Source organism: Pseudomonas sp. MF5691, assembly GCF_016405645.1.
GTDB classification, from domain to species: domain Bacteria; phylum Pseudomonadota; class Gammaproteobacteria; order Pseudomonadales; family Pseudomonadaceae; genus Aquipseudomonas; species Aquipseudomonas shahriarae.
In genome coordinates this window covers 255,624-269,874 of sequence record NZ_JAEKDC010000004.1, presented here as the reverse complement: position 1 = coordinate 269,874, position 14,251 = coordinate 255,624, and the positions used below count along the sequence as shown (strand labels likewise).

At 61.7% G+C, this 14,251-nt stretch carries 10 protein-coding genes, 4 tRNA genes and 1 pseudogene; 8 read left to right on the top strand and 7 right to left on the bottom strand.

Annotation, left to right across the window (positions count from 1 at the left end):
• The first annotated feature begins 21 nt into the window (after positions 1–21).
• Complete coding sequence (locus JFT44_RS08740; protein ID WP_198830556.1) at positions 22–1,896, top strand: MFS transporter; 1,875 nt, start codon at positions 22–24, stop codon at positions 1,894–1,896.
• Positions 1,897–1,965: 69 nt separating this feature from the next.
• On the opposite strand, the gene sugE is transcribed toward JFT44_RS08740, so the two are convergent.
• The 3 genes from sugE to rdgC all read right to left on the bottom strand — a co-directional run bounded on the left by sugE (position 1,966) and on the right by rdgC (position 4,410).
• On the bottom strand, positions 1,966–2,280 hold the full coding sequence (gene sugE / locus JFT44_RS08735; protein ID WP_057438900.1) for a quaternary ammonium compound efflux SMR transporter SugE: 315 nt from the start codon (positions 2,278–2,280) through the stop codon (positions 1,966–1,968).
• 105 nt (positions 2,281–2,385) lie between these two features.
• Positions 2,386–3,342 carry a bile acid:sodium symporter family protein gene (locus JFT44_RS08730; RefSeq protein ID WP_057438901.1) on the bottom strand — a complete coding sequence of 319 codons (957 nt, stop codon included), beginning with the start codon at positions 3,340–3,342 and terminating at the stop codon, positions 2,386–2,388.
• Between the two features lie 147 nt (positions 3,343–3,489).
• A complete protein-coding gene (gene rdgC, locus JFT44_RS08725) occupies positions 3,490–4,410 on the bottom strand; it encodes a recombination-associated protein RdgC (RefSeq protein WP_057438902.1) in 921 nt (306 codons plus the stop codon).
• A gap of 159 nt (positions 4,411–4,569) precedes the next feature.
• Here rdgC and JFT44_RS08720 point away from each other — a divergent pair.
• The 4 genes from JFT44_RS08720 to JFT44_RS08705 all read left to right on the top strand — a co-directional run bounded on the left by JFT44_RS08720 (position 4,570) and on the right by JFT44_RS08705 (position 5,213).
• Positions 4,570–4,645, top strand: a tRNA-Val gene (locus JFT44_RS08720).
• 19 nt (positions 4,646–4,664) lie between these two features.
• Positions 4,665–4,741: transfer RNA gene (locus JFT44_RS08715), tRNA-Asp, on the top strand.
• Between the two features lie 301 nt (positions 4,742–5,042).
• Positions 5,043–5,118: transfer RNA gene (locus tag JFT44_RS08710), tRNA-Val, on the top strand.
• A gap of 18 nt (positions 5,119–5,136) precedes the next feature.
• Positions 5,137–5,213, top strand: a tRNA-Asp gene (locus JFT44_RS08705).
• Positions 5,214–5,300: 87 nt separating this feature from the next.
• On the opposite strand, the pseudogene JFT44_RS28975 reads toward JFT44_RS08705, so the two are convergent.
• Positions 5,301–5,399: pseudogene (locus tag JFT44_RS28975) on the bottom strand (DNA-binding response regulator); the annotation flags it as partial.
• Between the two features lie 219 nt (positions 5,400–5,618).
• Positions 5,619–5,813, bottom strand: coding sequence for a hypothetical protein (locus tag JFT44_RS08695; RefSeq protein ID WP_198800033.1), 195 nt, complete (start codon positions 5,811–5,813; stop codon positions 5,619–5,621).
• A gap of 648 nt (positions 5,814–6,461) precedes the next feature.
• Here JFT44_RS08695 and JFT44_RS08690 point away from each other — a divergent pair.
• Genes JFT44_RS08690 through JFT44_RS08680 form a run of 3 tightly spaced genes read left to right on the top strand, consistent with a single transcriptional unit; the run spans position 6,462 to position 11,101 of the window.
• The gene (locus tag JFT44_RS08690; protein WP_057959020.1) at positions 6,462–8,045 is read left to right on the top strand and encodes a BCCT family transporter; all 1,584 of its coding nucleotides are present in this window, start codon (positions 6,462–6,464) and stop codon (positions 8,043–8,045) included.
• A gap of 27 nt (positions 8,046–8,072) precedes the next feature.
• Positions 8,073–10,082, top strand: coding sequence for a CocE/NonD family hydrolase (locus tag JFT44_RS08685; RefSeq protein WP_198830555.1), 2,010 nt, complete (start codon positions 8,073–8,075; stop codon positions 10,080–10,082).
• A gap of 50 nt (positions 10,083–10,132) precedes the next feature.
• On the top strand, positions 10,133–11,101 hold the full coding sequence (locus tag JFT44_RS08680) for a LysR substrate-binding domain-containing protein (RefSeq protein ID WP_057959022.1): 969 nt from the start codon (positions 10,133–10,135) through the stop codon (positions 11,099–11,101).
• A gap of 46 nt (positions 11,102–11,147) precedes the next feature.
• Here JFT44_RS08680 and JFT44_RS08675 read toward each other — a convergent pair whose 3' ends face one another.
• Together JFT44_RS08675 and JFT44_RS08670 are read right to left on the bottom strand one after the other, a co-directional pair.
• Positions 11,148–12,281, bottom strand: a complete 1,134-nt coding sequence (locus tag JFT44_RS08675) for a catalase family protein (RefSeq protein WP_198830554.1) — start codon at positions 12,279–12,281, stop codon at positions 11,148–11,150.
• Between the two features lie 29 nt (positions 12,282–12,310).
• The gene (locus tag JFT44_RS08670; protein WP_120732306.1) at positions 12,311–14,119 is read right to left on the bottom strand and encodes a di-heme-cytochrome C peroxidase; all 1,809 of its coding nucleotides are present in this window, start codon (positions 14,117–14,119) and stop codon (positions 12,311–12,313) included.
• Between the last annotated feature and the right edge of the window lie 132 nt (positions 14,120–14,251).

Sequence of the window (14,251 nt, the reverse complement as noted above, 5' to 3'; positions counted from 1 at the left end):
GGCCACGCAGGAACACTGACGATGAGTCACCCCTCGCAATTTACTTTGCTGCGCAAACGGCGTTTTCTGCCGTTCTTCATTACCCAGTCCCTGGGGGCGTTCAACGACAATATTTTCAAGCAGTCATTGATCCTCGCCATTCTCTACAAGCTGAACATCGAAGGTGACCGCTCGATCTGGGTCAACCTGTGCGCCTTGCTGTTTATCCTGCCGTTCTTCCTGTTCTCGGCCCTGGCCGGGCAGTTTGGCGAGAAATTCAACAAGGATGCGTTGATCCGCGCAATCAAGCTCGGCGAGATCGTGATCATGGCCGTGGGGGCCGTCGGCTTTATGACCAACCACCTGGAACTGATGCTGCTGGCGCTGTTTGCCATGGGCACCCACTCGGCGCTGTTTGGCCCGGTGAAGTACTCGATCATGCCGCAAGCCTTGCGCGAAGAGGAGTTGGTGGGCGGCAATGGCCTGGTGGAAATGGGCACATTCCTGGCGATCCTCGCCGGGACCATCGGGGCCGGGGTCATGATGTCCTCTGCGCAGTACGCGCCGGTGGTGTCGACTGCGATTGTCGCGATTGCCGTGCTGGGTTACCTGGCCAGCCGGGGTATCCCGCGCGCCGCGGCGTCCAGCCCCCAGATGCGCCTGGACTGGAACATCTTCAGCCAGTCCTGGGCCACCTTGCGCCTGGGCCTGGGGCAGACGCCCGCCGTGTCGCGCTCGATTGTCGGCAACTCGTGGTTCTGGTTTGTCGGGGCGATCTACCTCACGCAAATCCCGGCCTACGCCAAAGAGTGGCTGTATGGCGATGAGACCGTGGTGACCCTGATTCTCACGGTGTTCTCGGTCGGTATCGCGTTGGGCTCGATGCTCTGCGAAAAACTCTCCGGGCGTAAGGTGGAAATCGGTCTGGTGCCCTTTGGTTCATTCGGCCTGACGGTGTTTGGCCTGTTGCTCTGGTGGCATTCCGGCGGCTTCCCGCAAAACGTCCAGGCCAACGACTGGCTGGCGGTGTTGGGGTACGGCCAGGCCTGGTGGGTGCTGGCTGACATCCTCGGCCTGGGGGTGTTTGGCGGGTTCTATATCGTGCCGCTGTATGCCTTGATCCAGTCGCGTACCGCTGAAAACGAGCGGGCGCGGGTGATTGCCGCCAACAATATTCTCAATGCGCTGTTCATGGTGGTCTCGGCGATTGTCACCATCGTGCTGTTGAGTGTGGCCAAGCTGTCGATCCCCGAGCTGTTCCTGGTGGTGTCGCTGCTTAATATCGCGGTCAACACCTACATCTTCAGGATTGTTCCCGAGTTCACCATGCGCTTCATGATCTGGCTGCTCGGCCACTCCATGTACCGCGTGCAGCATCGCGACCTGCAACATATACCGGACGAAGGTGCGGCGCTGCTGGTGTGCAACCATGTGTCGTTTGTCGATGCATTGCTGATTGGCGGCGCGGTGCGTCGGCCGATTCGCTTTGTGATGTATTACAAGATCTACCGCTTACCGGTGCTCAACTTTATCTTCCGCACCGCTGGCACCATTCCGATTGCCGGACGCCATGAAGACCTGCAGATCTACGAAAAGGCCTTCCAGCGCATCAGCCAGTACCTGAAGGATGGCGAGTTGGTGTGCATCTTCCCCGAAGGCAAGTTGACTGCCGACGGTGAGATGAACGAGTTCAAGAGTGGCGTGACACGGATTCTCGAGGAAACCCCGGTACCCGTGATTCCCATGGCGTTGCAGGGGTTGTGGGGGAGCTTTTTCAGCCGTGACCCGAACAAGGGGATCTTTCACCGGATCTGGTCGCGGGTGACGTTGGTGGCGGGGCCGCCGTTGGCGGTGGAGCAGGCGACGCCACAGGCCTTGCAGGAACAGGTTGGGGCGTTGCGGGGGAGTGTCAGGTAGGTTTTCGGATTTAAGGGCCTCATCGCAGGCAAGTCGACGATTCGACTTGCCTGCGATAGCGTTAGTGGCTTACGCGCTAATCTTGAGCCCGATCAACCCGGCAATGATCAACGCCACACTGGCCAGTCGGAACAGCGCCATGGACTCCCCAAACAGGATAATCCCGGCAATCACCGTGCCCACTGCACCGACGCCGGTCCAGATGGCATAGGCGGTACCCAGCGGCAGCTCCTTCATGGCCAGCCCCAGCAGGCCGAGGCTGACGGCCATGGCGGCAATCGTCAGGGCGGTGGGCATTGGCTTGCTGAAACCGTCGGTGTATTTCAGGCCGACGGCCCAGCCAACTTCAAACAACCCGGCGAAAAACAGAATGACCCAGGACATAAAGACCTTCCTTTTAGAAGTGGGGTCGTCCCCTGGTAAGTGCTCAAACGAGTCGCGGGGTCGTCCCCGCGAAGGTTCGTAGAGTGCCGAAAAGCCCGCAGCCGATCAAGTTTCGGCGAGGGCCTTGCGATCTTCCTTCTCGCTCATCCGGCGGAAATACGTCGACAACAACGCCCCGGAAATATTGTGCCAGACACTGAACAACGCGCTGGGCACCGCCGCCAGTGGCGAGAAGTGCGCACTGGCCAATGCGGCGCCCAGCCCGGAGTTCTGCATGCCGACTTCCAGCGCCAATGACTTGCGTTGGGCCAGTGGCAGCCCGAATACGCGGGCGGTGAGGTAACCCAGCAGGTAGCCAAAGCTGTTGTGCAGCATCACCACCGCCATGATCAGCAGGCCCGACTCGGCAATCTTCGCCTGGCTTGCAGCCACCACGGCAGCGACGATGGTCACGATGCTGACCACTGAGACCAGCGGCAGCACTTCGACGGCATGACGCACGCGCTCACCCAGCAGACGCTGCGCCAGGACACCCAGCACGATAGGCAGCAACACCATTTGCAGGATCGACCAGAGCAGGTCCATGAACGACACCGGCAACCAGGCCGAGGCCAGCAGCCAGATCAAGGCCGGCGTCAGCAGCGGGGCGAGGAGGGTGGTGATGGAAGAGATGGCCACTGACAGCGCCAGGTCGCCACGGCCCAGCCACGTCATGACGTTGGAAGAGGTGCCACTAGGGCAGCAACCGACCAGAATCACGCCAACGGCGATTTCCGCTGGCAGGTTGAAGGTCTGGCACAGCAGCCAGGCCACGCTGGGCATGATCACAAATTGCGCGATCACGCCCAGGGCCACGCGCCACGGATGGCGCGCGACTTCGGCGAAATCTTCCAGTTTGAGGGTCAGGCCCATGCCGAACATCACCAGGCCCAGCAGCGGCACGATGGCGCTTTTCAGGTCGATAAACCAGTGGGGCTGAAGGAAGGCGAGCACAGCAAAAATCAGCACCCAGTAGGCGAAGGTAGTGCCGGCGAAACGGCTCAAGGCGGCGAGTGCGCGCATGGCGATGTCCTTATTATTAGAGTACTGGGAGTGGTAACCCCATCAATTGCGGGAGCTGGCTTGCCTGCGATAGCGGTGTGTCAGTCAGTGACTCTGTAACTGATACGCCGCCATCGCAGGCCAAGCTCCTACATTGAACGTGCGCGTTTAGATGCCTTGCGGGGTCTCTTCACCACCCAATGCTTCCACCAGCGCCGGCAGGAAGTCGCCGAAGGTCAGCATCATCAGGGTAAAGCTGGCATCCAGTTGGCCCAGGGCTTCGTCGCCGCCGTCCTGTTCGGCCTGGTCTTGCAGCAGGTCTTCAAACTTCAGGCGTTTGACGGTCATTTTGTCGTCGAGCATGAACGACAGCTTGTCCTGCCAGGCCAGGGACAGTTGGGTCACGACTTTGCCGGTGGTCAGGTGCAGCTGGATTTCTTCGCCGGTCAGGTCCTGGCGCTTGCAGCGCACGATGCCGCCGTCTTCGTGGGTGTCGCGCAGTTCGCATTCGTCGAGCACGAAGAAGTCATCGGCTGGCTTCTGGGTGGTGACCCAGTCGGTCATCACCGCAGTCGGCGCGGTTTTCACGGTCAGTGGGCGTACCGGCAGGGTGCCGATCACTTCACGCAGGGTCGACAGCAGGTCTTCGGCGCGCTTGGGGCTGGCCGAGTTCACCAGGATCAGGCCCTGTTTCGGCGCGATGGCAGCGAAGGTCGACGAGCGACGGATAAACGCACGAGGCAGGAAGGCCTGGATGATTTCATCCTTGATCTGGTCGCGCTCCTTTTTGTAGACCTTGCGCATTTGCTCGGCTTCGATCTCTTCGACCTTTTCCTTCACCGCATCACGCACCACGCTACCCGGCAGGATACGTTCTTCCTTGCGCGCAGCGATCAGCATGAAGTCACCGCTGACGTGCACCAGGGGCGCGTCTTCGCCTTTGCCAAAAGGCGCGACGAAACCGTAAGTGGTCAACTCCTGGCTTGCACAAGGGCGCGCCAGTTTGGTGGCCATTGCAGTTTCCAACGCCTCGGCATCAACAGGCAGATCTTGGGTCAGGCGATAGATAAGCAGGTTCTTGAACCACATGGGGTGAGTCTCTCCTTTATACAAAGTGGGGCATTATTCTCTTGATAAGGCCTGAGGCCAACCCTGCCTAAGCCATTGGAAGGGCTGAAAAAAAAGATTTAAGAAAGTGCTTGCCAGACCAGGGGACGCTCCGTAGAATGCGCGCCACACCGAAACGAAGGGTGATTAGCTCAGCTGGGAGAGCATCTGCCTTACAAGCAGAGGGTCGGCGGTTCGATCCCGTCATCACCCACCATTCGCTTCATGTGTTACGCGCAGCGGTAGTTCAGTCGGTTAGAATACCGGCCTGTCACGCCGGGGGTCGCGGGTTCGAGTCCCGTCCGCTGCGCCATATTCGGTAACCTGGAACACTGAACGCCAGGTCACCACTGAAAGCCCGCTCATCGAGCGGGCTTTTTGCTGTCTGGGGTTTGCCTTTCTGTGGGGACGGGCTTGCTCGCGAAGCACCTGAGAGCGCCGCGTCGTCCTTTTGTGGGGCTGGGGCGGGGTAACCAATAGGCTCGCGTTTACCCGCTCCACGCGCCGGTTTTCCGGGGCGTAGGCTGCCGGCGAAAAGATATTTTAAATAAATTGCATTTAAATCAACACATTGCGGATTTTTCGTATATGATGCGCCCCGCACCGAACGTAAAGGGTGATTAGCTCAGCTGGGAGAGCATCTGCCTTACAAGCAGAGGGTCGGCGGTTCGATCCCGTCATCACCCACCATTACGTCCAACGCTACGCGCAGCGGTAGTTCAGTCGGTTAGAATACCGGCCTGTCACGCCGGGGGTCGCGGGTTCGAGTCCCGTCCGCTGCGCCATATTCGGTTACCTGGAACGCTGAACGCCAGGTCACCACGCAAAGCCCGCTCATTGAGCGGGCTTTTTTGTGCCTGGGATTTGCTGTCCTACAACCCCACCAGCCGGTAGCCCACCTGCAATTCGGTAATAAAGTACTGCGGCGGCGCCGGATCCACCTCCAGCTTTTGCCGTAGATGCGCAATATGACAGATTGGCCGGCGCGCTGCCGACGATTTCTTCCAGCGAGTGCCATTGGCGGTTCAGGCGCAAGGCGGTCCCGGCGACACCGAGCAGGGTGTTGCGCATTTTTTCGCCTTCCATCTGCACCAGGTTGCTTTGCGCCACTTCGACGAAATGCACACGCTCCAGGGCAATCGCCAGTTGGCTCATGCAGGCTTCCACCAGGCGGTGTTCCTGTGGGTCGTTCAGGCGATCGCGCTGGGCCAGTTCCAGCACGCCGCGTTCGATAACAACAGCGCCGAACCGAAGCGGGCCCAGCCCATTGTTTCCTGTGGGTCGATGCCCAGCAGGCGATAGGTATAACGTTCCGGCAAGGCATGGTGGGTTCCGGTGAAGCCCCGGGTCAGCCATTTGCCCATCAGTACGGCGAGCCCCGTCATTTAAACGCTGGGGTGCTGCTGAGGTTGACGACCCGCTTATTTGGTTTTCTTTTTCTTCTCGCTGCGGGTGGCGAGGTGTTCGAAGCAAAACGCGGCAGTGCCGAAGAGCGCAATCATCGACAGGACGACCATGCCTAAAGTTGAACTTTCCACGATAACTTCCTACGGGTGTTGGGGTAGGAGGTAACGGTAGAGGGTTTGGACTTAGTTACTCAATAGCGGCGACGTAAACGTTATGGCGAACAGGCAAACTATATGAACTCTTTACAGGGGGGGGCGGATAAAAACCCTAAAACCTGAGAATCAATTGTGGCGAGCGGGCTTATTGTGGCGAGCGGGCTTGCCCGCGTTGGGTCGCGCAGCGGCCCCAGTAGGGCCGCCACCGAGTGTTCCAGATAGACCCGGTGGGATGGTTTTGGGGCTGCTACGCAGCCCAACGCGGGCAAGCCCGCTCGCCACAGCAATCGCGGTTTTGCTCTTGCTCAGCCATGACCTGACGGAATACCCCCATACCCATTGGTCGATTGCACCGCGGCCGGCACCCACGCTTATCTATAGCCACGCGAAGACTTCAAGGCGGCACAGTGCCCGCTTCTAACAATGGCCTGCAAAGGCAATAAAAATAGTCTGTCTGGGGAAGCGCACGAGATGAAATACCCATTGCGTCCTTTGGTCTTCTGGCCAACCTTTCTGATCTTGCTGGCGGCGGTGATCGCCAGCTACGTTGACCTCACCGCATTCCTCGCCGTGAGCAAACAGCTCAATACGGTGATCCTGCAAAACTTTTCCTGGCTATTCAGTGCCGGTTCTTTCGCCATGCTGGTGCTCACGGCCATTGTGTATTTTTCGCCCCTGGGCCAGGTGCGTATCGGCGGGGAGGGCGCCACGCCGCTGTTGAGCAAATGGCGCTGGTTCATGGTCGCGCTGTGCACCACCCTGGCGGTGGGCGTGCTGTTCTGGACCACGGCCGAACCGCTCTACCATCTGTACTCGCCACCCTCCAGCCTGCCGATCGAGGCGGGCAGCGCGGCGGCCAAGAGCTTTGCCTTGTCGACAATGTTCCTGCACTGGACCCTCACGCCCTACGCGATTTACCTGGTGCCCTCCCTGGTGTTTGCCCTGGTGTTCTACAACCTGCGCAGCCACTTCTCGATTGGCGCCATGTTGCAACCCTTGCTCGGCGCCGAGCGGGTCAAACGCTATGCCGGGTTGATCGACACCCTGGCGATGTTCGCCCTGGTCGCAGGCATGGCGTCGTCCCTGGGCACCGGGGCGCTGACCCTGTCCGGTGGCCTGAGCCAGTACATCGGCGGTGAGACCACGCCGTTGCGCCTGGGCCTGATCATCGCGGTGATCGTGTTCACCTTTGTCGCCTCGGCCGCCAGCGGCCTGCAGCGCGGCATCGTCATGCTGTCGTCGTTCAACACCTGGATCATGCTGGCCCTGGGCGCGTTCGTGTTGGTGTGTGGGCCAACCCTGTACATCTTCAGCCTGGGCGTCGAGTCCCTGGGGGTGTACCTCGACACCTTCTTCAGCCGCAGCCTGTCCACCGGTGCCGCCAGTGGCGACAGCTGGCCGCAGAGCTGGACGGTGTTCTACTGGTCGGTGTGGTTCGCCTGGGCCCCGGTCAGTGCGCTGTTCCTCGGCAAGATCGGCCGGGGCTACAGGGTGCGCGAATTTATCCAGATCAATATGTTGTACCCGGCGCTGTTTACCGCGCTGTGGATCTGCATTTTCTCCGGTAGCAGCCTGTACTTCGATGCCCTCGGCGATGGCAGTTTGAACCGCGTGCTCAACGAGCAAGGCGTGGAGCATGTGCTGTACCAGATGTTCCAGCAGTTGCCGGCCAGCGGCCTGATGATCGCGTTTTTGTTGTTTGTTGCCTTTATCTCCTTTGTCACCGCCGCCGACTCCAGCACCGACGTGATCGCCAACCTGTGCAGCAAAGGCGTCACCGCCGATTCGGACCTGGACGGCAACCCGCTGCTGAAGATTGTCTGGGGCGTGATCATCGGCACGGTGTCGTGGGTCATGGTGGCCTTTGTCGGCATCGACGGGGTGAAGATGCTCTCCAACCTCGGCGGCCTGCCGGGAATGATCCTGGTGCTGCTGGCCAGCACGTCGTTGCTCTACTGGTTGAAGAACCCCGCGCTGCTGGACGTAAAGGCCCCTGCGGTCCACGTCGAACCTGGCCTGCGTGGTGCCAGCCCCGTGGCGGATTTTGCCCGCTGACTTGCCTCTTTGTTGCTGGAGTTACCGATGGAAATCGTCACCGAATTTGCCTATAAGGTCCTTGAAATCGAGCACTGCCTGATCCCCCTGAGCGACGGCACGCAACTGGCAGCGCGTATCTGGCTGCCTGACACCGCCAGTGTGCAGGCCTTCCCGGCGATCCTCGAATACCTGCCCTATCGCAAGCGTGATGGTACGGCGCTACGCGATGCGCTGACCCATCCGTGGATGGCGGGGCAGGGCTATGTCTGCGTGCGGGTCGATATGCGCGGTAATGGCGAATCCCAGGGCCTGATGGCCGATGAGTACCTGTTGCAGGAGCAGGATGACGCCCTCGAAGTGATCGACTGGCTGTGCCAGCAGCCCTGGTGCGACGGCAACCTGGGAATGATGGGCATCTCCTGGGGCGGCTTCAACAGCCTGCAAGTCGCCGCGCGCCAGCCCGAAGCATTGAAGGCGATCATCACCCTGTGCTCCACCGATGACCGCTATGCCGATGACATCCATTACAAGGGCGGCAACCTGCTGCTGGAGAACTTCGGCTGGGCCGCGACCATGCTCAACTTCAGCGCGGCGGCGCCCGACCCGCTGCTGGTCGGCGATGCCTGGAAAAGCCTGTGGCAACAACGCCTCGACGCCATGCCGCTGCTGGCCGAGACCTGGCTGCAGCACCAGACCCGCGATGCCTATTGGCGTCACGGTTCGGTCTGCGAGGACTACTCGGCGATCAAGGCGGCGGTGTATGCCGTGGGCGGTTGGGGCGATGCCTACAAGAATGCGGTGCCGCGCCTGATGCAACATCTGCCGGGACCGAAGAAAGCCATGATCGGCCCGTGGATTCACAAGTACCCGCACTTCGCCGTGCCCAACCCGGCCATTGGCTTCCTGCAGGAGGCCAAGCGCTGGTGGGACCACTGGCTTAAAGGTATCGACAATCGGGTGATGGACGACGCTGCCTGCACCTTTTACCTACAGGATGTGCTGGCACCCAAGGGCAGTTATGCCGAGCGCCCAGGGATCTGGGTGCAGACCTCGGGCTGGCCCGATCCCCAGGTGCAATGGACCGACTACAGCCTCAACGACCATGGCCTCAGCCCCGGCCAGCAGGCACTGGGCGGCCCGCGCAGTATCTGTTCGCCACTGACCACCGGTCTGCACCAGGGCGAGTACTGCGCCATCTGGTTCGGCCCCGATGGCCCCACCGATCAGCGTCGCGACGATGCGCAGTCGCTGTGTTTCGACTCGCCGCCGTTGGCTGAACCCCTGGCGCTGCTGGGGGATGTGCGCTTGCACCTGCGCTTGGCCAGCGATACCCCCTGCGGGCAACTGGTGGCACGCCTGAATGCGGTGGCGCCCGACGGCCAAGTCACGCAGATCACCTACGGCGTGCTTAACCTTGCCCTACGTGAAGATTTCTCCCGTCTGACGCCGCCTGTGCCGGGCGAGCCCATGGACGTGCAATTGAACCTGGATCACGTCGGCGTGCGCGTGCCGGCCGGCCACCGCCTGCGTCTGGCCCTGAGTACCGCGAGCTTCCCGTTGCTGTGGCCCAGTCGCGAGTTGACCACCCTGACTGTGCTGCCCGCCGTGCAGCGTGTGCAATTGCCGATCTTCAGCGGCGCGGCCGTGCCGTGCCCGTTCGAGGCCCCGCAAGCGGCTAGCCCGGTTGCGCTGGAGGTGCTGCGGGCGGCAGCGCCTAAACGCACCTTGAGCGAGGATGTGGGCAGTGGCGAAGTCTGCGTCACCATCGAGGACGACCTGGGCGCCGTGCGTTTCACCGAGCATGGCCTGGCGGTGGACCAGCGCTGTACCGAGCAATATCGCACCTTGCCCTGGGACCCGCTGTCGACCCAGGCCGATATCCACTGGCAGTACCGCGTCGAGCGAGCGCCGTGGTCGGTGGAGATCGACAGCCGCCTGCAGGTGCGCGCCGACGCCCAGTGGTTCTACATTGAGGCGCAGCAGCAGGCCCTGGAAAACGGGGTGCAGGTGCATCACCGCACCTGGAGCAAACGGGTCGCGCGGGTCGCGTTGTGAGCGGGCAAATGGCAGGATGCCTGCTCATCTGATCAGCCACGGATCCCTGCATGTCGCGCCGAAATGTCGACCTTCCACCGCTCAATTGTTTGCAGACGTTTGAAGCGGCCGCCCGTCATCTGAGCTTTACCCAGGCGGCCCACGAACTGAACCTGACCCAAAGCGCGGTGAGCCGGCAGATCAAGCGCCTCGAAGAGGACCTGGCACGGCCGCTGTTTTATCGGTTGGCGTTGGGGCTGAGCCTGACCCCGGCCGGGGTGCGTTACTTTCGCACCATCCAGCGCCTGCTGCGCGAGCTCGACCGTGAGTCGGCGGAGCTGCGCCGACGTGGTGCCGATCGCCAACTGACCCTGGCCAGCACGCCGACCATCAGCTCGATCTGGCTCGCCGCGCTGCTGCCGGCGTTCCAGCATGCGCACCCGGACCTGGATATCCGCATTCTGTGCAGTGAAAGCCCGAGCCACCTGGATGTCAGCGAATATGACCTGGGCCTGTTCTATCACCTCGACGAACTGCCGGCGCCCCTTGGCCTGGAACTGACCCCGGTGTTTGCCAGCGAGCAGGTCATCGCCGTGTGCAGCCCGGCCTACATTGAGCGTCATGGCGCGATACGCGACGCCCAACACCTGTTGCACAGCCACACCTTGTTGATCGTCGAGGACCACTATCACGATTGGTTGACCTGGACCGACTGGTTCGCCGATATCGGCGCGCAATACCACACGCCCCGGCACGCTTTGCGCACCAACAGCTATCAGTTGCTGATGCAGTCGGCGGTGATGGGGCATGGCGTGGCCCTGGGCTGGAAGCGCTTGCTCGAAGGCGAGCTGGCTGCCGGTCGCCTGCAACTGGCCTTGGCGCACCACATGCACAGCCGTGGCCGCCTGCAACTGATGCAACCACAGCATCGCAACCCGCCTTCGGCAGCGCGTAGTTTTCAGCAATGGTTGCTGACGGCGTCCGATACAACGCCGCAGGGGCTTTTCTGTGGGAGCGGGCTTGCCCGCGATGATCGTTAACGATGACGCGGTGAGGCGTTCTTGCTGACGTCAGCGCCGGCGTTGTTCACGGGGCGTTGCGGCTATGCCGATAATCACTCACCGCTTCATACACCGCCTTGCGCAGCCGATTGATCCCCCCAATCGGCCGGTGCTCTTCCACACCAAACCAGGGGTTGAACGACTGGTTGTCGCAGGCCAGGTTCAAGGCTGGGGTATCAAAGTCCTGCGCCGGAATGCGGATTTTTGCCACGCTCTCGTAGGGCGCGTCGCTTTCTTTCCATTCGATGCTGGTGTCTTCGATGGGCATGTATTTCTGTGGGTTCTGGCGCTGGATCTGCAACACAAAACACGCGTCGACCCGGTCGGTGGACAACTGCTGGCTCAAGGCGCTGCGCAAGAAGTTCGGCAAGTCCTGGTTCTGCTTGGGCAGGTTGTATTCCGGGCAGCTTTGCGGGTCCGGGGCGACGCGGAACTTGGCGTTGGCCGTGCCAAATTTGTAGGGCGATACCGAAAAGTATGTCGCCTCGGTCGGGCTGGCGGGCGCTGGCGCCAACGTCGCCAGGGCGATGAACAGATGGCGCACCTGCCAACTGCGCGGGTCGAGGCTGGGGAAAAACGCCATGGCCTTCTTGCCATCGGCCTGGGCCCCGACGTTCTGCGCGTATTCCGCCACGTCGCTGACAAAGAAGTTGGGGTGGCTGAACATCACAAAGTCCTGCTCGGTGCGCGCCTGCTGATCGGCCAGCAGTTGCTTGCCCGGCACGTCCAGCAGTTTGATCGCCATGCCGCGGGCGTCGCGGATGCTGTCGAACTGTGGATAAGCGTTGCCGTTGGACAGGCGCATCATCGCCTGCCAGGTCTTGCCCGGCTCGGCGAACACGCCCTGGCGCAGCGCCGGGTCGAGACCAGGCAGCACACTGACTTCGGCCTTCACGCAGCCATGGGCCTTGGCATGGGCATCACGCAGGTAGCGGGTGCCTTCGCGGTGCTGGTCGACGATACGCACGGCCGTCTGAATGATGCCTTGGGTCATGGCGGCTTCGCCGGGTGGAATCTGTTCATCGGCCGACACCGGGCCGCGGTGGTGCCAGGCAAACCACAGGGTCGCCAGCAACCAGCCGAGCAAGCCCAGGCCCACCAGCCATAACAGTGTCTTGCCGAGAAACGCGCCGAGGCGCAGCCACAGTCGAGCGAGCATGGAACGGTCCTTGTATCGAAATGGGGAAGTCATGGCAGTTGTTGCTCCAGGGGGCCGCCCAGTACTTTGAGGTATTCCAGCAGCGCCCAGCGCTCCTCAGGCTCCAGGCCCCGGCCAATTACCCCATTGCCACGCTTGCCGGCGCGGAATTCGTGGCCGCTGTTGTGGTTGCCGGTGATGCGGGTATCGAACAGGAACGCATTTTTAAAGGCTTCGGTGCGATAACCCAGGTGACGCGGGTTGTAATCGAAGGTGCCTTTATAGAAGGTGCGGCTGCGCTCGTACTGGGGCGAAAGCAACTGGTAGATCGTCGGCACCGAACCATTGTGCAGGAACGGCGGCGTGGCCCACACGCCAGCCAGGGGGCGGGCCTTGTAGGCGCGCAGTTCGCGCACGCCGATAGGCAGGCCGTAGCCGTCCAGGCGCGGGCGTTCGGCCGGGGTGATGCCGGCGGCGCGGTAGGCGTGCTCTTCGACAAACGCCGTGACATAGGCCAGGCCCTTGGCCACGGACAGGCTGCGCAAGTCCAGCGGTTCGGTCGGCGTCGGGTGCAACTCCACATTCAACTGCGCCAGTTCGGCCGGGTCCCATTGCAGGGCGCTGAGGTCGTAGCGCTGGTCGGCAATGTTGCTGGCGGTGCCTGGGTCGGTGCCGATGTAGTCCACTGGCAGCATCTTCAACTGCTGCACCGGGCGCCCGTTGACTTCGCTCACGCTGGGCACATGGCAAGCTGCGCAGTTCTCTGCGAACAGCGCGCGGCCACGGGCGGCCAGGGGTTTGTCGATGGTGCCGAACAGCGCTTCAGGCCAGGTCGGCGGCTTGAGCCGTTGCAGGGTTTCTTCGATGCGGTTCAGGTCACGCACGCGTACGCTGGAAGGGTAGCGTGCATCGCCCTTGAGCGGCTGGCCGGCGTTGTCGAAGAACGCCAGGGTCGCGCCTACGCCCAAGGCTTCGCCGATATTGCGCGCCATGGGTTGCTGGGCCGAGCCGTTCCATTGCACCCAGTCGAAGGTCCACATGTCCCACAGTTGCGGGTAGTCCACCGGCGCGTTGGCGATGCGGTAGTTGTCCGGCGAAATCGCATCACCAAAGCTCGCGTTGGCGATGCGGCCGAACGCATCGGTGCGCCCCGGGCCTTCTTCGGTGGGGTAGAGACCACGGTGGGTATCGTTCCAGGCCACCTTGAGGAAGTTGTCCAGGGACTTTTTGAAGTCCTGGCGCAACTGATCGTACTGGGCGTCGTATTGATCCCCCAGCACGCTGTGGGCGAAGCGCCTGAACTTCAGCGGGTTGTAATAGGTGGAGGCGAGACTGGCCACCAACGCCTGGCCGAAGCTGCCACCGCGCAGGGTCGGCACGCTGGAGGGCAGCACATGCTGTGCAGCGCCGCCGTCGATGCGCAGGGCCTGGCCATTGAAGTGCAATTCGCCGGTGTGGCAGGCGGCACAAGTGATATCGAGAAACTCGTCGTCGCTGCCGGCATTCTTGTGCCGGGCGAAGCCGACGGGCAGGTTGCCAGGGTTCTGGGCTGTGGCCTGTTGTCGCGGGTCCACGAGGAAACCGAAACGCGCCAGGTTGGCCGGTTCGGCAAAACGCTGCTGGGAAAACGGCAGCTCCAGCGCGGTGAACCAGTTATAGCGCAGGCCCTTGACCTGGGTGCCCTGGGGCGTGAAGTAGTAGACCTGGCGGTCGGTGGCGGTCCATTGGTCCTGGTAGTGCACCTGCTGCACCGGCACGTAATCCGGCAGCTTGGGGTTGACCACGTAATAGAGGACCACGGCCAGGGCCAGTCCCATAAATGACAGGATCAGGAGTAAAACACGGGAAAAAATGCGCAAGATAACTATCCTTGTCGAGTTGTTGCGTCCTTATGCCACCGAGCGTAGCAGGCGGCAAGTAGCCATGATCGGTCTGTTGCGGCGGTTTTCGGCTTGCCTGCTGTCCTTCGCCGGGCTTTGGGGCAGATGAAA

Excerpts from the sequence above, each read along its gene's own strand:
- JFT44_RS08740 (WP_198830556.1), top strand. The coding sequence starts at position 22 with ATGAGTCACCCCTCGCAATTTACTTTGCTGCGCAAACGGCGTTTTCTG.
- sugE (WP_057438900.1), bottom strand. The coding sequence starts at position 2,280 with ATGTCCTGGGTCATTCTGTTTTTCGCCGGGTTGTTTGAAGTTGGCTGG.
- JFT44_RS08730 (WP_057438901.1), bottom strand. The coding sequence starts at position 3,342 with ATGCGCGCACTCGCCGCCTTGAGCCGTTTCGCCGGCACTACCTTCGCC.
- rdgC (WP_057438902.1), bottom strand. The coding sequence starts at position 4,410 with ATGTGGTTCAAGAACCTGCTTATCTATCGCCTGACCCAAGATCTGCCT.
- JFT44_RS08695 (WP_198800033.1), bottom strand. The coding sequence starts at position 5,813 with ATGACGGGGCTCGCCGTACTGATGGGCAAATGGCTGACCCGGGGCTTC.
- JFT44_RS08690 (WP_057959020.1), top strand. The coding sequence starts at position 6,462 with ATGAAATACCCATTGCGTCCTTTGGTCTTCTGGCCAACCTTTCTGATC.
- JFT44_RS08685 (WP_198830555.1), top strand. The coding sequence starts at position 8,073 with ATGGAAATCGTCACCGAATTTGCCTATAAGGTCCTTGAAATCGAGCAC.
- JFT44_RS08680 (WP_057959022.1), top strand. The coding sequence starts at position 10,133 with ATGTCGCGCCGAAATGTCGACCTTCCACCGCTCAATTGTTTGCAGACG.
- JFT44_RS08675 (WP_198830554.1), bottom strand. The coding sequence starts at position 12,281 with ATGCTCGCTCGACTGTGGCTGCGCCTCGGCGCGTTTCTCGGCAAGACA.